This window comes from Rhizobium acidisoli, from assembly GCF_002531755.2.
Classification (GTDB): domain Bacteria; phylum Pseudomonadota; class Alphaproteobacteria; order Rhizobiales; family Rhizobiaceae; genus Rhizobium; species Rhizobium acidisoli.
The window spans coordinates 26,581-46,553 of the sequence record NZ_CP034998.1 but is presented as its reverse complement, the minus strand read 5'-3'; the positions used below and the strand labels follow the sequence as shown (position 1 = coordinate 46,553).

The 19,973-nt window shown below is 63.3% G+C and carries 17 protein-coding genes; 12 read left to right on the top strand and 5 right to left on the bottom strand.

Going from position 1 to position 19,973, the window contains the following annotated elements; genetic code table 11:
* Positions 1-10: 10 nt before the first annotated feature.
* On the bottom strand, positions 11-676 hold the full coding sequence (gene lptC, locus CO657_RS00230) for an LPS export ABC transporter periplasmic protein LptC (RefSeq protein WP_012556395.1): 666 nt from the start codon (positions 674-676) through the stop codon (positions 11-13).
* Positions 677-900: 224 nt separating this feature from the next.
* On the opposite strand from lptC, the gene sppA reads away from it, so the two are divergent.
* The 3 genes from sppA (at position 901) to CO657_RS00215 (ending at position 2,677) form a co-directional block, all read left to right on the top strand.
* Positions 901-1,851 (top strand): signal peptide peptidase SppA, encoded by a 951-nt coding sequence (gene sppA / locus CO657_RS00225; RefSeq protein WP_054182255.1) that lies wholly within the window; start codon positions 901-903, stop codon positions 1,849-1,851.
* Between the two features lie 29 nt (positions 1,852-1,880).
* Positions 1,881-2,180 (top strand): integration host factor subunit beta, encoded by a 300-nt coding sequence (locus tag CO657_RS00220; RefSeq protein ID WP_003544934.1) that lies wholly within the window; start codon positions 1,881-1,883, stop codon positions 2,178-2,180.
* Between the two features lie 164 nt (positions 2,181-2,344).
* Positions 2,345-2,677, top strand: coding sequence for a LapA family protein (locus CO657_RS00215; RefSeq protein ID WP_003570781.1), 333 nt, complete (start codon positions 2,345-2,347; stop codon positions 2,675-2,677).
* A gap of 32 nt (positions 2,678-2,709) precedes the next feature.
* Here CO657_RS00215 and CO657_RS00210 read toward each other — a convergent pair whose 3' ends face one another.
* Together CO657_RS00210 and CO657_RS00205 are read right to left on the bottom strand one after the other, a co-directional pair.
* A complete protein-coding gene (locus tag CO657_RS00210) occupies positions 2,710-3,144 on the bottom strand; it encodes a GNAT family N-acetyltransferase (protein WP_054182022.1) in 435 nt (144 codons plus the stop codon).
* 63 nt (positions 3,145-3,207) lie between these two features.
* A complete protein-coding gene (locus CO657_RS00205; protein WP_054182023.1) occupies positions 3,208-3,663 on the bottom strand; it encodes an SRPBCC family protein in 456 nt (151 codons plus the stop codon).
* Between the two features lie 103 nt (positions 3,664-3,766).
* Between CO657_RS00205 and CO657_RS00200 the strand changes: the two genes are divergently transcribed.
* From CO657_RS00200 to olsB, 6 genes are all read left to right on the top strand, one after another.
* Complete coding sequence (locus CO657_RS00200; RefSeq protein WP_097609943.1) at positions 3,767-4,351, top strand: NUDIX hydrolase; 585 nt, start codon at positions 3,767-3,769, stop codon at positions 4,349-4,351.
* Positions 4,352-4,475: 124 nt separating this feature from the next.
* The gene (locus tag CO657_RS00195) at positions 4,476-5,573 is read left to right on the top strand and encodes a class I SAM-dependent methyltransferase (RefSeq protein WP_054182025.1); all 1,098 of its coding nucleotides are present in this window, start codon (positions 4,476-4,478) and stop codon (positions 5,571-5,573) included.
* Positions 5,570-6,430, top strand: a complete 861-nt coding sequence (locus CO657_RS00190) for a TrmH family RNA methyltransferase (RefSeq protein ID WP_012556390.1) — start codon at positions 5,570-5,572, stop codon at positions 6,428-6,430. The genes CO657_RS00195 and CO657_RS00190 overlap by 4 nt, the downstream gene beginning before the upstream one ends.
* Positions 6,427-6,930, top strand: a complete 504-nt coding sequence (gene lspA / locus CO657_RS00185) for a signal peptidase II (protein ID WP_054182026.1) — start codon at positions 6,427-6,429, stop codon at positions 6,928-6,930. The genes CO657_RS00190 and lspA overlap by 4 nt, the downstream gene beginning before the upstream one ends.
* Positions 6,931-6,985: 55 nt before the next feature.
* Positions 6,986-9,265, top strand: a complete 2,280-nt coding sequence (locus CO657_RS00180) for a PAS domain-containing hybrid sensor histidine kinase/response regulator (protein WP_054182027.1) — start codon at positions 6,986-6,988, stop codon at positions 9,263-9,265.
* Between the two features lie 108 nt (positions 9,266-9,373).
* Entirely contained in the window at positions 9,374-10,249 is an 876-nt protein-coding gene (olsB, locus tag CO657_RS00175) for a l-ornithine N(alpha)-acyltransferase (protein ID WP_054182028.1), read from the top strand.
* 111 nt (positions 10,250-10,360) lie between these two features.
* On the opposite strand, the gene CO657_RS00170 is transcribed toward olsB, so the two are convergent.
* Positions 10,361-11,350, bottom strand: a complete 990-nt coding sequence (locus CO657_RS00170; protein WP_054182029.1) for a helix-turn-helix transcriptional regulator — start codon at positions 11,348-11,350, stop codon at positions 10,361-10,363.
* A 193-nt stretch (positions 11,351-11,543) separates the two neighbouring features.
* Positions 11,544-13,829, bottom strand: coding sequence for an NADP-dependent malic enzyme (locus tag CO657_RS00165; RefSeq protein ID WP_003588976.1), 2,286 nt, complete (start codon positions 13,827-13,829; stop codon positions 11,544-11,546).
* Positions 13,830-13,942: 113 nt separating this feature from the next.
* Here CO657_RS00165 and mutS point away from each other — a divergent pair, with 113 nt between their 5' ends.
* The 3 genes from mutS (at position 13,943) to CO657_RS00150 (ending at position 19,973) form a co-directional block, all read left to right on the top strand.
* Positions 13,943-16,669: a DNA mismatch repair protein MutS gene (mutS, locus tag CO657_RS00160; RefSeq protein ID WP_054182030.1), complete on the top strand. Its 2,727-nt coding sequence runs from the start codon at positions 13,943-13,945 to the stop codon at positions 16,667-16,669.
* A gap of 14 nt (positions 16,670-16,683) precedes the next feature.
* Complete coding sequence (locus CO657_RS00155; RefSeq protein ID WP_054182031.1) at positions 16,684-16,959, top strand: hypothetical protein; 276 nt, start codon at positions 16,684-16,686, stop codon at positions 16,957-16,959.
* 107 nt (positions 16,960-17,066) lie between these two features.
* Positions 17,067-19,973: a [protein-PII] uridylyltransferase gene (locus CO657_RS00150; RefSeq protein ID WP_054182032.1), complete on the top strand. Its 2,907-nt coding sequence runs from the start codon at positions 17,067-17,069 to the stop codon at positions 19,971-19,973.

Sequence of the window (19,973 nt, the reverse complement as noted above, 5' to 3'; positions counted from 1 at the left end):
ACCCGGCTGGTTAAGTGCCCTGTTTATGGATGGTGGATGGATCGACATTCATGCGAACATTCCCCTCGAATGTGATCACCCGCCCCTTATCGGTTATCTGGAGCGTCTTCGCAACAATGGAGGCATTGTCCTTGGTGATGGTGACGGGGTCGTCGCTGCGCATGTTTCCGCCCTTGATATCGAGGCGGGCGGACTGGAAATTCGCGTTGAGGCCGCTGCTGAGCACCAGGGTGAAAGGAGCGGTCATATGCAGGTTGTCGGTGGCGCGGTTGTAATCGGCGGTCGAGGCGACGACGCGGGCGATCAGGCCGTCATTCATCGGCACGGCAGCCTTGATGGTCTCCAGCGTGATGAGATCGGGATTGCGGATATCCTGCAACGCCCGCTCGGCGAGCATCGAATAATTGATGCCGTCGGAATTGCGGCCCGCGATCGCCGGCTTTTCCATCACGACCTTGCCGTTTTCGATCTTGGCGCCTTCGAACTTGACGTTTTCGGGCAGATAGATGCTGACCAACGCCACCGCCAGGAGGGCTGCCGCGATGATGAGGGCTGCCACCGGCAGCAAAATCTTCAGCCGCCGCACGCGGGCGGAATGGAACAACGCATCGCCATAGGCGCTCCGGCCGGAGCCCGCATAGGCGGCATTTCCGTTGTTCTTCAGGGTATCGAGCATAGGTCTCGTTCCATGTGCGGTGATTGCCGCGCCTCGTAACAAAGCCGGCCGCCAATCACAGTTCGTTTCGCATTATTACATTGGCTTGCCAATATGGAATTTTTTCTGCAACAAGCAACAAAACGGAAAAACATCAAAAAGTGGCATTCGTACGCGCCGCTGCCACCTATTTCACCGGATCGATCGGCGGCATGCCGATGCCGGGCCAGCGCTGGAGGTTTCTCATGGACAGTTCGATCATCGCCGATCGTCGGCGGCTGCGCCGCAAGCTCGGCTTCTGGCGTATCGCCGCGGTCGCCCTCATCGTGGCGCTTGGCCTGGCCTTCTACAGCTTCGCCTTCGGCAATGCCGGAACGGAGCGCCCGCATATCGCCCATGTGACGATATCGGGGCTGATCGTCGACGATGACGAGCTTCTGGAGCGGCTGAAGAAGGTCGAGACCAGCGATCAGGTGAAGGCCGCGGTGATTTCGATCTCCTCGCCCGGCGGCACCACCTATGGCGGCGAAAAGATCTTCAAGGCGATCCGCGCGATCGCAGCCAAGAAACCCGTCGTCTCCGACGTGCGCACGCTTGCCGCGTCCGCCGGCTACATGATCGCCACCGCCGGCGATACGATCATTGCCGGCGACAGCTCGATCACCGGCTCGATCGGCGTCATCTTCCAGTATCCGCAGATCCAGCCGCTGCTCGACAAGATCGGCGTCTCGCTGCAGGAGATCAAATCCTCGCCGCTGAAGGCCGAGCCCTCACCGTTCCATGAAGCGAGCGAGGAGGCCAAGGCAATGATCCGCAACATGGTGGTCGACAGCTATAACTGGTTCGTCGATCTGGTCGCCGACCGGCGCAAGCTGCCGCGCGACGAGGTGCTCAAACTCGCCGACGGCACGATCTATACCGGCCGCCAGGCGCTCAAGGTGAAACTCGTCGATACGATCGGCGGCGAGCCGGAAATCCGGGCCTATCTCAAATCGCGCGGCGTCGACGCCGACCTGCCGATGGTCGACTGGGACAAGAAGAGCAATACACCCTTTCTGCTCGCTGGGGCTGTTTCGCGGTTGATTACGATCTTCGGTTATGATGATCTCTTGAAAGGCCAGGATATCAATGGAATCCTGCCCCCAAAGTTGCTTCTTGACGGGCTGCTTTCAGTTTGGCAGGTTGGCCGCGATTGATAAGAAATCAATAATTTAAGGGGGCGAACGTGATCAAGTCCGAATTGGTGCAGATTGTTGCAGCGCGCAACCCGCATCTCTATCATCGCGACGTCGAGAATATCGTCAACGCGGTTCTCGACGAGATCACGGATGCACTGGCTGCGGGCAACCGCGTCGAATTGCGCGGCTTTGGCGCGTTTTCGGTCAAGAACCGCCCGTCCCGCTCCGGCCGCAACCCGCGCACCGGCGATACCGTCTTCGTCGAGGAGAAGTGGGTTCCCTTCTTCAAGACCGGCAAGGAGCTGCGCGAGCGCCTCAATCCAGGCCAGGCCGACGAAGAGGATTGATCGGCGCACGCCGCCTGCGGCGAATCCGCACTTGATCTCGAAGACCGTTTTCCTATTCTGCTAACGCATCGGCCCCGAAAATCGGAATCGATTTTCGGGGCCGATGCGTAGTTACACTGCGCAGCTCAGAACGGGCGGCGCCATCCGACGCATGGAGACCTCCAATGGCCAAGAAGATCGTCAACCTGTTGATTTTGCTGCCGCTCGGCGTCATCCTCATCGTCTTCTGCGTCGCCAACCGGCAAAGCGTCACGCTCGCCTTCAATCCGTTCCGGCCGGAAGATCAGGTGCTTGCGGTTTCTGCACCCTTCTTCGTCTTCCTGGTCGTTGCGCTGATCGCAGGCATGCTGATCGGCTCGGCCGCCACCTGGTTCAGCCAGGGCAAACACCGCAAACGCGCCCGCACCGAGGCCAAGGAAGCCATCCGCTGGCAGGGCGAGGCCGACCGCCACAAGAGCCGCGCCGAGGAAATCGCCGGGCAGCTGCCCGCACGATAACCGGCTCGATTTCGGCGACGCTTCGGCCGCGGTCAGACCGGGGAAAAGCTCAGTTCCTCATAGTCGCCCTCCGGCGACGTGCCGTTGCCGGTCACGCGGAAACCGTGAGCGAGGTAGAAAGCCTTCGCCCGCCGGTTCTTCACCAGGCACTTCAGCCGGTAGCGGTGGTCTGGCCATTCCGGCAGCGCCTGCAGCAGCGCCGTACCGGCGCCAAAGCCCTGGAAGTCCGGGCTGATATAGAGCATGTGGATGAAATCATCGGCCGGCCAGAGCGACAGGAAGCCGGCTACTCCACCCTTTTCATGCTCGCAGACGAAGACGGTCTCGCCATTGGTATGGGCGGCGAAATCTTCGCGATGGAACTTGCCGGGATCGACCCAGACGAATGTTTCGCGGCGCACGGAAAGATAAATCTCCGCGAGCATTTCCTGGTCTTCCGCCCGCGGCGGCCTGATTGTCCACGTCATGACGTCGATTTAACCCATGGTCCATGCCGCGCCAAGCCCAAAGCGCGTGGCGTCTGGCCGGGATCAGCCGGCCGCCATCTTGGCGACGACGGCGGCATTGAAATCCGAAAAGAACCCTTCGGCGAGCCGCTGTGAGGTCGCATCGAGCAGGCGTGCGCCGAACTGGGCAAGCCTGCCGCCGAGCTCGGCTTTTGCCCGATAATGCAGGATGGTATCAGTGCCGTATTCTTCGAGCACGATATCGGCGGCTCCCCTGGCGAAGCCGGCAAGACCACCCTTGCCTTCGGCCGACAGCGTGTAGCTGTTCGGCGCATCGACATTGGACAGCGTCAGCAGCCCATGGAAGGTGGCCGACAGCAGGCTGAACTTGACCTTGATCGTCGCCTCGAAGGTATCCGGCGACAGCCGCTCGATGCCCTGGCAGCCGGGAATGCAGCCGCGCATGATCTCGGGATCGTTGAGCGCTGCCCAGACGACATCCCGCGGTGCGGCGATGCGTTCTTCGCCGGTGAAATCCATTCGACAGCCCCATCTCCGATTCGTTCACCTTATCCCAGCGGGAAAGGCTTTTGCCAGGCGGAGAGGAATGTTATCCCGCTCGTTCCGGAGCAAGGAACTGGCGATGAGTGACGAATTGAAGCCGTGGAGCGTGACGGCAAGCCGCATCACATATGAGGACCGCTGGATCCGGCTGCGAAGCGACGATTGCGTCACCGCCGACGGGACCGTCGTCGCGCCCTTCCATGTGCTCGACTATCCCGACTGGATCAACGTCGTCCCTGTCATGCCCGACGGGCGCGTGCTGCTGACGCGGGAATACCGGCATGGCCGCGGCGAGATCATCCACGGGCTCGTCGCCGGCGGTGTCGAGCGCGGCGACAGCAAGACCGGCGATGCGGCGATGGCGGCAGCCCGGCGCGAGCTCCGGGAGGAGACCGGCTATGAGGCTTCGACCTTCGTCAAGCTGCTGACCTCCTACCCGAATGCCGCAAGCCACAGCAACGCGGTGACGAGCTGGCTGGCACTCGGCCTCAGCCGGGCCGGCGAACCGCGTTTCGACCCCGGCGAGAAGGTCGAGCTGCTGTTGGCGGATCTTACCGCCATCCTCGACGACCTGCAGTCCGGCACGGTCATCATGCAGTCGATGCATGTCGCAGCCCTGTATGCGGCGGAAAGCTGGCTTCGCAGGCGATCATCGGAGGCTTGAAATACATGCCGCGCCGGCGCGCAGTTGATCCGGCACGCTTTTCTGGGCTACTGCATAATTCAAGGGGCGCTGTAGAAGATGCAGGCGCTCTCACCATATCCCGACAGAGACGCGGAAGAGCACGTTGAAACAAAGAGAACGCCGGCCGGGCCAGAAGAAGACATCAGGTCCTTCCGGTGAAAGCCGCAGGGACGACCGGGCCGGCCGGCCGCCGAAGCCGGTCGCGCGGCCTGCGGCTGCCCGCGAGACGGCGCGCGAGGCTGCCGTGCCTGCCGCCCCCGAACGGCCGCTGATGACACGCAGCGGCGAGCGTCCGGCTGAGCGCGTGCCGGTGATCCTCGAATCGCTCGGGGCCGGCGACTTCCACCTGATCGACAGCGGCAACGGCGAAAAGCTGGAGCAATACGGCCCCTACCGTATCATCCGCCCGGAAGGCCAGGCGCTGTGGCGGCCTTCGCTGCCCTCGCATGTCTGGGAAAAAGTCGATGCCGTCTTCACCGGCGATACCGACGAGGAAGGCAGCGGCCGCTGGCGCTTTCCGAAGGAGGCGCTGGGAGAGACCTGGCCGCTCAACCTGCTTGGCGTCGATTTCCTCGGCCGTTTCACCTCTTTCCGTCATGTCGGCGTCTTCCCCGAGCAGATCGTGCACTGGAGCTGGATGAAGGAGCAGGTCGAAAAGGCCGGCCGGCCGCTGAAGGTGCTGAACCTTTTCGGCTATACCGGCGTCGCCTCGCTGGTTGCCGCCGCAGCCGGCGCCGAAGTCACCCATGTCGACGCCTCGAAGAAGGCGATCGGCTGGGCGCGGGAAAACCAGGCGCTCGGGCGCATGGAGAAACTGCCGATCCGCTGGATCTGCGAGGATGCGATGAAATTCATCCTGCGCGAGGAACGCCGCGGCAGCCAGTACGACATCATCCTCACCGATCCGCCGAAATTCGGCCGCGGCCCGAACGGCGAAGTCTGGCATCTCTTCGAGCATCTGCCTTTGATGCTCGATGTCTGCCGCGAGATCCTGTCGCCGAAGGCCGTTGGCCTGGTGCTGACCGCCTATTCGATCCGCGCCAGCTTCTATTCGATCCACGAGCTGATGCGCGAGACGATGCGGGGCGCCGGCGGCGTGGTCGAATCCGGCGAGCTGGTCATCCGCGAAGCCGGCCTCGACGGCAAGACGCCGGGCCGCGCGCTTTCCACCTCCCTCTTTTCCCGCTGGGTGCCGAAATGAGCAAGGACTTCCACGATCAGGGACCGCGCAGGGTCGGACAGGTGAAGGAAGTCACCTCGCTGGCCAATCCGATCATCAAGGACATCAAGGCGCTGACGAACAAGAAGTCGCGGGAGGAAAGCGGAACATTCCTCGCCGAAGGACTGAAGCTCGTCATCGACGCGATCGAGCTCGGCTGGACGATCCGCACGCTGGTCTATGCCAAAGCCGCCAAGGGCAAGCCGCTGGTCGAGCAGATGGCGGCAAGGACCGTCGCCTCGGGCGGGCTGGTGCTCGAAGTCAGCGAAAAGGTGATCGCCTCGATCACCCGGCGCGACAATCCGCAGATGGTCGTCGGCATCTTCGAGCAGCGCTGGATGCCGCTGCGGGACATTCGGCCGAGGGATGGCGAGACCTGGGTGGCGCTCGACCGGGTGCGCGACCCCGGCAATCTCGGCACCATCATCCGCACAGCCGATGCGGCCGGCGCTTCCGGCATCATCCTGGTCGGAGAGACGACCGATCCCTTTTCGCTCGAGACGGTGCGGGCCACCATGGGTTCGGTCTTTGCCGTTCCGGTGGCGCGGGCAGCGCCGGAGGAGTTCATCGCCTGGCGGAAATCGGCCGGCGTTTCCGTGGTCGCGACGCATCTTGCCGGCGCGGTCGATTACCGCACCATCGACTACCGGAAAAAGCCCGTCGTGCTGCTGATGGGCAATGAGCAATCCGGCCTGCCGGACCAGCTGGCCGGGCAAGCCGACGCGCTTGCCCGCATTCCCCAGCAGGGCCGCGCCGATTCCCTGAACCTCGCCGTCGCCACCGCCGTCATGCTTTTCGAGGCGCGCCGCCATCTCCTCTCACTTGCCGAGGGCAAATGACCGAACTGACGCCTGCCCGCCCCGCGCTGTTTTCGCGCCCCGCGCCCATCCTCTTCTTCATCATCGTCGCCGTTCTCCTCGACCAAATCGTCAAGATCGCTGTCGATCATTACCTGCCGCTGCAGGAGGCCGTGCCGGTCATTCCGATGCTGGCGCTCTACCGCACCTACAATCTCGGCGTCGCCTTTTCGATGCTGGAGGGCATGGATGGCTGGTTCATCGTCGGCATGCGGCTGATCATCGTCGCCTTCGTCATCTGGCTGTGGTACCGCACGGCGAAGGACCGCTGGCTCGCCCATCTCGGTTACGCGCTGATCATCGCCGGCGCGATCGGCAATCTCGTCGACCGCTTCGCCTATGGCCACGTGATCGATTACATCCTGTTTTACACCGACAGCTGGTCCTTCGCGGTGTTCAATCTCGCCGACAGTTTCATCACCATCGGGGCTGGCTGCGTCATTCTCGACGAGCTGCTGCTGCCGAAAAAGGCCGGCCGCTAAAATCTTATCGAATTCCTGAAGGCATTCGGAAGAGGCCTCATGTTAGCCAGATTGCATGCACAATCTGGGACAGTTGCAGGAAAGATTGTCCGCCGCCTTCGGCGGACCCGCCGCCAAGCCGCGTGAAGAGCGGATGGCGGAGTTCTTCTCGCGACCCGGCACATCGGCGCCTCAAGCGGCCGACGACGCCAAGGTGGGGTCTGCAGCGACACGGCGCCTGCTGGTCTATTGGCTTGGCGGCGCTGGCCTGCTTGCCGCATTGATCCTGACGCTGCTTGCTCATGCCGGCGATCCTCTGCTGCTTTCGGGCGGTCTTGTCGTCCTCGGCCTTGCCGTCATATCAAGCTATGCCGTCCTGATGTTTCGCCGGCGCAGGCCCCCTAGCGGCGGCAAATCCCTGCCGGATTGGAACGACGGCGCCAAGCTCTTCGCAGACGTCCATGACGTGCTCGGCGATATCACCGTCAGCCGCAGCATGGACCGGCGCATCATCTCCGCCAACGATACGTTTCGCCGCCTGACCGGGCGGCTGCGTCCCGAAGGACACAGTTGCGAGGAGATCGGGCTTGCCTTTCGCCCCGGCCCGATACCGCACTGCTTCGATGTCGAGATCTCGACACCGGACGGCCAGCGCATCTTTCTCTGGCGCGACGTCGTCACCCGCGACCCGGCAAACGGCCGGCTGCTGCTGCAGAGTGTCGCGCGTGACGTGACCGACGAACGGTTGATCGCGCAGGGCCGCGAGGAGGCCCGCCAGAAGGCCGAATATAACAGCGCCGCCAAATCGAGGCTGCTTGCCACCGTCAGCCACGAGGTGCGCACGCCGCTGTCCGGCCTGCTCGGCATGACGCATCTGCTCGCCGAGACGCGGCTGACGCAGGAGCAGCAGGACTATCTCGCCAATATCCGCCAGTCCGGCCACGCGCTGACGCAGTTGGTCGAGGATCTGCTCGATTTCTCCACCATCGAGGTCGGCCGCTTCGCGCTGCACCCGCGCTCGGAATCGCTGCGCAAGCTTCTGGAAAGCGTCGTCGAGATGCTCGCCCACCGGGCGCATGAAAAGGGCATCGAGATCGGCGCCACGGTATCCTCTGATGTGCCGGAGAATATGAGCTTCGACCCGGCGCGGCTGCGCCAGGTTCTGTTCAACGTCATTGGCAATGCGGTGAAGTTCACCCAGGTCGGCGGCGTCTTCATTCGCGTGTCGCTCGATGCCGACGACCTGTCCATCACCGTCACCGATAGCGGCCCCGGCATGACGGCGGAGGAGCAGGCGCGCGTCTTCGGCGAGTTCGAGCAGGGCGGGACCGTTGCCGACAGGAGCAGCGGCACCGGGCTCGGCCTTGCCATCTCTGCCCGCATCATGCGCGAATTCAATGGCACGCTGACGGTTGCCAGCGAAAAGGGCAGAGGCAGCGAATTCACCATCCGCTTCCCCGTCGATATCGGCAGCGAGCGCCCCGACCGGCGCAATACACTGCTTGCCGGCAACAGCGTCGTGCTCCTGGCGCCGACAGGTGCTGCGCGCACCGCCATCGCCGAGACGATCACCACGCTTGGCGGCCTCTGCCATCTCGTCGCCGACGGCGAGAGCGCGCGGGCGACGCTGCTCGGCTTGGCCAATAGCGGAAAGCGGCCGACCGATATCATCATCGACCATCGCATGTCGGCGGAATTTGCCGCCCATCTTGCCGATCGCGCCGAAATCGCCGCCCTTGGGCTGCGCAAGGTCCTGCTCGTCAATCCGGAGGAGCGCAGCGCCCATCCGCTCGACCTCTTCGATGCCTGGCTCATCCGGCCGCTGCGCGAACAGTCGCTGATCGACGTACTGCGCGGGCGCATGCGCGGCATGGAGAAGCGCGACGCGCTGAACGACAACCAGCCGGGCTTCGGCCTTTCGGCGGCGGAGCCGATAGTTGCCGCCAGCGGGCTCAACATCCTGCTTGGCGAGGACGATCCGATCAACGCCATGCTGGTGCGCGTCGTGCTCGAAAAGGGCGGGCATGAGGTGCGCCATGTCGAGGATTTCGAAGCGCTGCTCGATTGCGCTCTCTGCGAGGCGAATGCCCGGCCCGATATCATCATCAGCGACCTGTCGATGCCCGGCGGCAACGGCATCGACATGCTTGGACGCCTGCGCGGCCACGAAAGACGGCTCGATCTGGCTTCGGTGCCGGTGATTGTGCTGACCGCCGACAAGAGCGACGAATCGCGCCGCCAGGTGTTGCTGAACGGCGCCAACCGGGTGATGGTGAAGCCGGTCGACCCGGTGCGGCTGCTGACCGAAGTTCAGGCGGTCGCCGCACTTTCCGCCCGCCGGGCGGAGGCGCGATAACGTGCCGCGGGCCCGGCATGCTTCTTGCGTTCACAAATTCAATATGTCACTTTCCTGTCGCAGAGAAGTGTTTTATGGCGTCGATAAGCCGGCAACGGGAGAATCGCCATGTCCGCCATCGACATCCTGAATCGTGACACCACCGAGGCTGCACCGCCCTCGACGGCGGCTGCGCAGAAGGACGGCGACATCCTCGGCCGCATCGGCAATCTGGAAACCCGACTTGCCCGCACGGCGCGCGAGATCGATGCCGCCCAGGCCGTGCGTTACCGTGTCTTCGTCGACGAAATGAAGGCGCAACTGCCGCTGGAGGCCATGCGCCGCCAGCGTGATGTCGATGCTTATGACGCCTTCTGCGACCATCTTCTCGTTCTCGACCGGACGATCGAGGGTGACCCGGAAGACCAGATCGTCGGCACCTACCGGCTGCTGCGCCAGGATGTCGCCATGGCCAATGGCGGTTTTTACTCGGCTTCCGAATTCGAGATCGAGGGCCTCCTTGCCAAACATCCGGATAAGCGCTTCATGGAACTCGGCCGTTCCTGCGTGCTGCCGGAATATCGCACCAAACGCACCGTCGAGCTGCTGTGGCAGGGCAACTGGGCCTATGCGCTGAAGCACGGTGTCAGCGCCATGTTCGGCTGCGCCTCGTTCCCCGGCGTCTATCTGGAGGGCCATGCGCTGGCGCTGTCTTTCCTCTACCATAATGTGCTGGCGAAGAACGAATGGGCCGTCAGCGCATTGCCGCATCTCGCCCGCAACATGGACCTGATGCCGGTCGAGGCCGTCAACCCGAAGCGGGCGCTGATGGCGCTACCGCCGCTGATCAAGGGTTACATGCGCTTGGGCGCGATGGTCGGCTCCAGCGCCGTCATCGATCACGCCTTCAACACGACCGACGTGCTGATCGTGCTGCCGATCTCCAGCATTTCCGACCGCTACCTGAATTATTACGGCGCCGACGCCGGCCGCTTCGCGAGCTAAAGCTCTTTGTTTCGATGCATGTCGTTATCCCGGAACCGCTGCACACTTCCGGGCGACGTGCATTAAAACTGAAAGATCGCGACGCGCTTTAGGCTCGCCGATGGCGCGCCCTCATATCTCGAATCGCCTTCGCGTGTCCGACGGGTTCTCGCCATACGCCGCCCGATAGGTTGCCGCAAAACGGCCGAGGTGAAAGAATCCCCACTTCAGACAGATGTCCCGCAACGGCTGCCGGTTTGAAGGATCGCGCAGATCCTCCCGGACCGCTTGCAGGCGGATCGTCCTGAGGTAGGCCGACGGCGTGGTTCCCTTGAAGGCGCGAAAGCCGACTTCCAGAGCACGAATGGAAATGCCTGCCGCCTCCGCGACACTCTGCATTGTCAACGGCTGTGCGATGTTCGCATGCATAAATTCAATTGCCCGACGGACGTGCCGCGGCGCGATCAGGTGGATTTTCTTGTCAAGAAGATGCGAGAGCCGATGAGGAATCGTGCGCACCACCAGATCGGCAAACATCTGCATCAGGTTCAGCATGGCAATCGGCGAGTGAAGCAGCGGGCCGTTGTTGCGCATGCCGATGATCATCGTTTGGGCGAGATTGCCGATCAACTGTCCCGCTGCCGTGGAACGATCAACGACCGGCACCAAGTCCAATGACCCGATCAGCGGGGTCTCCAAGACGGAGGCGACGGTCTGCGCCAGGATCGTCCAGCTCAGACTGAGTGTGTCCGAGCGGTGCGGGGCTGCCCTCACGGAAACCCGTTCCGGCTCGATATTGTTCATCAACAACAGCCGACCGGGTGTCGCTTCGGCCACAGTCCGACCAAAGGCTGCGTCGAGAGCACCGGTGCGCGGAACGACGATGGCCAGAGTTTCCGGCGTTCCCTGTCCCGTTCTTGCACCCCAGCCGCCGGAATCCTGGTTGCTGACCAGCGACAACCTCTCATCACCCCAAAACCCGACCTTCCAGTCGAGGGGTTTTTCTCGACCATGGCGCCATGCGTCGAACGAACCGAACCCCTTGGTCAGCGCCTCGACCATGTCGTCGAAAGTTGCCCCCTGAAATCGGGGGCTGAAATTGGCGGATGCATTTTCCGGCATGGGAACCCAAACGGCTGATGAAATATTAAATTATGCCTCGCGTATAAGATTATCGCATCAAAAGTATGACTTATATGACTTATCGGATGAACCCTTTCAACCGTCTCCTGGATGCGTAAGCCACAAAAAGCTGTGCCCGGCCGAGGTGCTGTCGGCCGGGCACGAAATGCGTCTCACAGGGAAGGCCGAGAGTTTACGAACCCGCGCCATAGGCGGCGATCGCCGCCATGTTGACGATGTCGCTGTCCTTGGCGCCCATCGAGGTGATCTGCACCGGCTTGTCGAGACCAACGAGGATCGGGCCGATCACCGTGGAGCCGCCGAGCTCCTGCAACATCTTGGTCGAGATCGAGGCCGAGTGGAAAGCCGGCATGACGAGCACGTTGGCGGGACCCGAGAGGCGGCAGAAGGGATATTGCTCCATCACCTTGCGGTTCAGTGCGACATCGGCGGCCATCTCACCGTCATATTCGAAATCGACGCGGCGCTTGTCGAGGATCTTCACCGCCTCGCGCACCCGCTCGGAGCGTTCGCCGGAGGGATGGCCGAAGGTGGAATAGGCAAGCATGGCGACACGCGGCTGATAACCCATGCGCCGCGCCAGACCGGCGGCCTCTTCGGCGATATCGGCAAGCTGCTCGGCCGTCGGCATGTCGTGCACCGCGGTATCGGCCACGAAGACCGTGCGGCCGCGGCAGAGCGCCAACGAGACGCCGATGACGCGGTGGCCGGGCTTTTCATCGATGCAGCGGCGCACATCTTCCAGCGCTGTCGAATAATTGCGGGTGATGCCCGTCACCATGCCGTCGGCATCGCCGAGCGCCACCATGGTGGCGGCGAAGTGGTTGCGGTCGTTGTGGATCAACCGCTGGACGTCGCGGTGGAGATAACCGTGCCGCTGCAGCCTGGCATAGAGATAGTCGATATAGGCCTCGACCCGGGTGGAAATACGAGCATTGACGATTTCCAGCCCCGGCCGGTTGAGATCGATGCCTGCGCGTTCGGCCGTCGATCGGATCAGGTCCTCGCGGCCGAGCAGGATGGCGGTGCCGAGCTGCTGGTTGGCGTAAGAGAGTGCTGCGCGCAGGACCTGTTCTTCCTCGGCCTCGGCAAAGACGATCCGCTTCGGGCGGCGGCGCACCCGCTCGTAGAGGCTGGCAAGCGTCGAGGCGATCGGATCGCGGCGCGCCGAAAGCTCGCGGGCATAACCCGCCATGTCGGTGATGACCTTGCGGGCGACGCCGGTTTCGATCGCCGCTTCCGCGACCGCGACCGGGATCGCCGAGATCAGCCGCGGGTCGAAAGGAACCGGGATGATGTATTGCGAGCCGAAGCGCGGCCGGTTGCCCTGATAGGCGGCAACCACGTCATCCGGCACGTCCTCGCGGGCAAGATTTGCCAGCGCCTTGACGGCGGCGATCTTCATCGCGTCGTTGATTGTCGAGGCGCGCACGTCGAGGGCGCCGCGGAAGATATAGGGAAAGCCGAGAACGTTGTTGACCTGGTTCGGGTAGTCCGAGCGGCCGGTCGCCATGATGGCGTCGTCGCGGATGCGGGCCACCTCTTCCGGGGTGATTTCGGGATCGGGATTGGCCATGGCGAAGATGATCGGCCGATCCGCCATCGAGCGGATCATCTCGGCCGAGAAGGCGCCCTTCTGCGACAAGCCGAAAACGACATCGGCGCCGTCCATCGCCTCCTCAAGCGTGCGTGTATCGGTCTTTGCCGCATGCGCCGATTTCCACTGGTTCATGCCCTCGGTGCGGCCCTGATAGATGACGCCCTTGGTGTCGCAGAGGATGATATTTTCCGGCGCAAAGCCCATCGCCTTGATGAGCTCGATACAGGCGATCGCCGCAGCACCGGCGCCGTTGCAGACAAGCTTGGTCGTCTTCAGGTCGCGGCCGGTCAGTTCCAGCGCGTTGATCAGGCCGGCGGCGGCGATGATCGCCGTTCCGTGCTGGTCGTCGTGGAAGACCGGGATGTCCATCAGCTCGCGCAGCCGGCTTTCGATGACGAAACAATCCGGCGCTTTGATATCCTCGAGGTTGATGCCGCCGAAGGAGGGGCCGAGGAAGCGCACGCAGTTGATGAACTCGTCGACATTTTCCGTATCGATTTCGAGGTCGATCGAATCGACGTCGGCGAAGCGCTTGAACAGCACCGCCTTGCCTTCCATCACGGGCTTGGAGGCCAGCGCGCCGAGATTGCCGAGACCGAGGATCGCCGTGCCGTTGGAAATGACGGCGACCATATTGCCGCGGGCGGTGTAATCGTAAGCCGTCTGCGGATCGGCGGCGATCGCCTTGACGGGCACGGCGACACCCGGCGAATAGGCAAGCGACAGGTCGCGCTGGGTCGCCATCGGCTTGGTCGGGACGACTTCCAGTTTGCCGGGCCGGCCCGTGGCGTGAAAATCGAGCGCCTCCTGGTCGGTAACTGATGTCGCCGGCCGGTCTTTCTTATCGATATCGGGCATAAATCCTCCAACGTCCTGTGGGCGACGCTTCGCTCTTCCTCAAATGCTGTTGTCATCTATAGCGGCGCGCGGATAGGGTTGGCACCTGTTTTTTTGGGAAAAACTGCACCTCCGTGAACGCACGAATAGACACAGAGAATGAAGCCTTTTCGGCTGCCGAGCTTGCCACGGCGGAAAGCCGTGCCTCGGCGACGCCGATGATGGAGCAATATATCGAGATCAAGGCGAACAATCCGGGTTCGCTGCTCTTCTATCGCATGGGCGATTTCTACGAGCTGTTCTTCGAGGATGCGCTGGAAGCCTCCCGCGCCCTCGGCATCACGCTGACGAAGCGCGGCCAGCACATGGGCCAGGATATCCCGATGTGCGGCGTTCCGGTGCATGCGGCCGACGACTATCTGCAGAAACTGATCTCGCTCGGTTTCCGCGTCGCCGTCTGCGAGCAGATCGAGGATCCGGCCGAAGCGAAAAAACGCGGTGGCAAATCCGTCGTCAAACGCGATGTCGTCCGCCTGGTCACGCCGGGCACGATCACCGAGGAAAAGCTGCTTTCGCCCTCGGAATCCAACTATCTGATGGCGCTGACCCGCATTCGCGGCGGGGCAGAGCCCTTGCTGGCGCTTGCCTGGATCGATATTTCCACCGGCGTCTTCCGGCTGGCCGAAACCGAAGCCTCGCGGCTGCTTGCCGATATCCTGCGCATCGATCCGCGCGAACTGATCCTGCCGGAGACGATCTTCCACGATCCGGAACTCAAGCCGGTCTTCGACGTGCTCGGCCGCACCGCGGTGCCGCAGCCTGCCGTGCTCTTCGACAGCGCCAGCGCCGAAGGCCGGATCGCGCGGTATTTCGGTGTCTCGACGCTCGATGGCTTCGGCACCTTCTCGCGCGCCGAACTGGCGGCGGCGGCCGCCGCCGTCGCCTATGTCGAGAAGACGCAGATCGCCGAGCGGCCGCCGCTTGGAAAGCCGGAGCGGGAAAGTGCGGCGTCGACGCTGTTCATCGATCCCGCCACCCGCGCCAACCTGGAGCTGGCCCGCACGCTGTCGGGCGACCGCAACGGCTCATTGCTGAAAGCGATCGACCGCACCGTTACCGGCGGCGGCGCGCGGCTTCTGGCCGAGCGGCTGATGTCGCCGCTGACCGACCCCGCCCGCATCAATGCGCGGCTCGATTCGATCGGCTTCCTGATCGACGAACCCTCGCTCTGCGGCAATCTCCGCGACACGCTGAAACATGTGCCCGACATGCCGCGGGCGCTGTCGCGCCTGGCGCTCGACCGCGGCGGCCCGCGCGATCTCTCAGCCATCCGCCAGGGCCTGCAGGCAGCGAACGACGTGGTAGCCATGCTCGCAAGCGCGATGCTGCCGGAAGAGCTTGGCCAGGCACTGTCCGGGCTGCGGGCCCTTCCCGCAACGCTCGAAACCCTGCTGGCCGAGACGCTTGCCGACGAATTGCCGCTGCTGAAGCGTGACGGCGGCTTCCTGCGCGACGGCGCCAGCGCCGAGCTCGACGAGGTCCGGGCGCTGCGCGACCAGTCGCGCCGGGTGATCGCCGGTCTGCAACTGCAATATGCCGAAGAGACCGGCATCCGGTCTCTGAAGATCAAGCACAACAACATCCTCGGCTATTTCATCGAGGTGACCGCCGGCAATGCCTCGCCGATGACGGACACGGCTGAGGCCAAGGCCCGCTTCATCCACCGCCAGACGATGGCGAGCGCGATGCGTTTCACCACCACCGAACTTGCCGATCTCGAAAGCCGCATCGCCAATGCCGCCGATCGGGCGCTGACGATCGAGCTCGCCGCTTTCGAGAAGATGACGGCGGCCGTGGTTGCGGAAGCCGAGGCGATCAAATCCGGCGCGAGGGCGCTTGCCGTCATCGACGTTGCAGCTAGCCTGGCGCTTCTCGCCGAGCAGCAGGCCTATTGCCGTCCGCAGGTCGACGGCTCGAAGATGTTTGCCATCGAGGGCGGCCGCCATCCGGTCGTCGAACAGGCGCTGCGGCGGCAGGCGGGCGGCCCCTTCGTCGCCAACAATTGCGATCTTTCGCCGAAGGCAGGCGACAAGGACGGCGCGATCTGGCTCTTGACCGGCCCGAACATGGGCGGCAAATCGACCTTCCTGCGGCAGAACGCGCTGATAGCCATCCTGGCGCAGATGGGCTCCTTCGTGCCGGCGACCTCAGCCCATATCGGCATCGTCGACCGGCTTTTCTCGCGCGTCGGCGCCTCCGACGACCTGGCGCGTGGGCGCTCCACCTTCATGGTCGAGATGGTCGAGACCGCTGCGATCCTCAACCAGGCGAGCGACCGCTCGCTCGTCATCCTCGACGAGATCGGCCGCGGCACCGCCACCTTCGATGGCCTGTCGATCGCCTGGGCCTCCGTCGAGCACCTGCACGAGGCCAACCGCTGCCGCGGCCTCTTCGCCACGCATTTCCATGAGCTGACCGTGCTTTCGGAAAAGCTTGGCCGGCTATCGAACGCCACGATGCGCGTCAAGGAATGGGACGGCGACGTCATCTTCCTGCATGAGGTCGGGCCGGGGGCGGCCGATCGCTCCTACGGCATCCAGGTCGCCCGCCTTGCCGGGCTTCCGGCCTCGGTGGTGACGCGGGCCCGCGATGTGCTCACCCGTCTCGAAGATGCCGACCGCAAGAACCCGGCGAGCCAGCTGATCGACGACCTGCCGCTCTTCCAGGTGGCGGTGCGCCGCGAGGATACCGCTCGCGGACCCTCAAAGGTCGAGGAGACGCTGAAGGCGATGAGCCTTGACGACATGACGCCGCGCGAGGCAATGGACGCGCTTTACGACCTCAAGAAAAAATTGAAATAGGGCAGCGGCACGCGATGTTCATGGAAAAGCTGATACGCGAAACGGAGCGCCTCTCGCTCATCTGCTCCATGCTCGACACGATGCGGCGCGCCGACGCCGATCGCAATGCGCGCGGCTGGACGTCGCCGATCGGCATGCTGAAAATTACCCGCTGCTGCGCTATGATCTCGGAACTCGGAACGTCGATCGCCAAGGCCGGCTATCGCGAGTGCGACAGACAGTCGCTTGAGGAGATCATGAGAGAGACGCGGCAGGTGCTGCATTTGCTGAATGCGCGGGCCACCACCTGAGTTTTCAGGAAAGCCGTCGCGCGGCTGACCAACACCATTTCGCCAAATTTAAAGGTTCTTGCAATATGAGGGCCCGTGTCAATCGCCTGATAAAGGGGTTATAGCGCATGCGGACGAAACACGAGGCGAGCCCGGATGCGGCCGCCCGGCATGAACAGGAAACCGCCCCGGCGACAGCGATGCGCGAGCTTGATTTTTCCCATATTCTCGACGTCGAGCTGTTGCAGAAGCAGTGCGACGCCGTTGCCGAGGCCAACCGCAACCGGCCCGACGTGCTGCGCGCCGACCTGCTGGCGGTTCTGAAAAAAGCAAGCACGGAAGGCCGGCAGAAGGCGCGGGCCGCACTGATGGCCGATGGCGGCGGGCTGAATTGCGCCTATCGGATTTCCTGGCTGCAGGACCAGATCATCACCGTCCTCTACAAGTTCGCCACCGCCCATATCTTTCCGCAGCAGAAGGACAAGTTCGCGGTTACCGCCGTCGGCGGCTACGGCCGCGACACGCTGGCGCCCGGCTCGGATATCGACCTGCTCTTCCTCTTCCCGCCGCGACCGACCGAGGAGACGCACAAGGCGGTGGAGTTCATGCTCTACGTGCTCTGGGACATGGGCTTTAAAGTCGGCCATGCCACCCGCACGGTGGAGGAATGCATCGCGCTTTCCAAGTCCGACATGACGATCCGCACGGCCATCCTGGAGATGCGCTACATCTGCGGCCTGCAGCGGCTGGAAACCGAGCTCGAGACCCGCTTCGACAAGGAAATCGTCACCGGCACCGGCCCCGAGTTCATCGCCGCCAAGCTTGCCGAGCGCGACGAGCGCCACCGCAAGGCGGGCGACACGCGCTATCTCGTCGAGCCGAACGTCAAGGAAGGCAAGGGCGGGCTTCGCGACCTGCACACGCTGTTCTGGATCTCGAAATATTATTATCACGTGCGCGACCAGGCCGAACTGGTCAAGCTCGGCGTCTTGTCGAAGCACGAATACCGTCTGCTCGAGAAAGCCGACGATTTTCTCTGGGCGGTGCGCTGCCATATGCACTTCCTCACAGGCAAGGCCGAGGAGCGCCTGTCTTTCGACATTCAGCGCGAAATCGCCGAAGCCTTCGGTTATCACACCCGCCCGGGCCTTTCGGCCGTCGAGCGTTTCATGAAGCACTATTTCCTCGTCGCCAAGGATGTCGGTGATCTCACCCGCATCCTTTGCGCCGCACTTGAAGACCAGCAGGCGAAGTCGATCCCGGGCCTGACCGGCGTCATCAGCCGCTTCACCCATCGCAACCGCAAGATCGCCGGCAGCGTCGAATTCGTCGAGGATCGCGGCCGCATCGCGCTTGCCGATGCCGACGTGTTCAAGCGCGATCCCGTCAGCATCCTCCGGCTCTTCCACGTCGCCGACATCAACGGGCTGGAATTCCATCCGGACGCGCTGAAACGCGTCACTCGTTCGCTTGCCCTGATCGACAATCGGCTCAGGGAAAACGACGAGGCGAACCGGCTGTTCATGTCGATCCTGACGTCGAAGCGCGATCCGGCGCTCATCCTGCGGCGGATGAACGAGGCCGGCGTGCTTGGCCGCTTCATCCCCGAATTCGGCAAGATCGTCGCGATGATGCAGTTCAACATGTATCACCACTATACGGTCGACGAACATCTGATCCGCACCGTCGACGTGCTCTCCGAGATCGATCAGGCACGCGCCGAGGATCTGCATCCGCTCGCCAACAAGCTGTTCTCAGGCATCGAAGACCGCGAGGCGCTTTTTGTCGCAGTTCTCCTGCACGACATCGCCAAGGGCCGCCTGGAGGATCATTCGATTGCCGGCGCCCGCGTCGCCCGCAAGCTCTGCGGCCGCTTCGGCCTGTCGCAGAAGCAGACGGAAATCGTCGTCTGGCTGATCGAGGAACATCTGACCATGTCGATGGTGGCGCAGACCCGCGACCTCACCGACCGCAAGACGATCACCGATTTTGCCGACCGGGTGCAGTCGCTCGACCGGCTGAAAATGCTGCTGATCCTGACGATCTGCGATATCCGCGCTGTCGGCCCCGGCGTCTGGAACGGCTGGAAAGGCCAGCTTCTGCGCACGCTCTATTATGAAACCGAACTGCTGCTGGCCGGCGGCTTTTCGGAAGTCTCCCGCAAGGAGCGCGCCAACGCCGCCGCCGAGGCGCTGCATGCCGCCCTTGCCGACTGGAGCCAGAAGGACCGCAATACCTATACCAAGCTGCACTACCAGCCCTATCTGCTCTCCGTGCCGCTTGAGGACCAGATCCGCCATGCCCATTTCATCCGCCAGGCCGACAAATCAGGCCAGGCGCTCGCCACCACGGTGCGCACCGACAGCTTCCACGCGATCACCGAAATCACCGTGCTGTCGCCCGACCATCCGCGCCTGCTCGCCGTTATCGCCGGCGCCTGTGCTGCGGCCGGCGCCAACATCGTCGACGCGCAGATCTTCACGACGTCGGACGGTCGGGCGCTCGACACCATCCATGTCAGCCGCGAATTTACCGACGATGCCGACGAGCTGCGTCGAGCCGCGACGATCGGACGGATGATCGAGGACGTGCTGTCCGGCCGCAAGCGGCTGCCGGAGGTCATTGCCACGCGGGCGCGCAATCGCAAAAAGAGCAAGGCCTTCGTCATTCCGCCGTCGGTCAACATCACCAACAGCCTGTCGAACAAGTTCACGGTCATCGAGGTCGAATGCCTCGACCGGCCGGGCCTCCTGTCTGAGATCACCGCCGTGCTCTCCGATCTGTCGCTCGACATCCAGTCGGCCCGCATCACAACCTTCGGCGAGAAGGTGATCGACACATTCTACGTCACCGACCTTGTGGGACAGAAGATCTCCGGCGACAGCAAGCGCGCCAATATCACCGCCCGGATGAAGGCCGTCATGGCCGAGGAGGAAGACGAACTGCGCGAGCGCATGCCCTCCGGCATCATCGCGCCGGCCGCCACCGCCCGGACATCGCCGTCAGCCGAGAAGAAAGCCGATTCCCCCGCATGA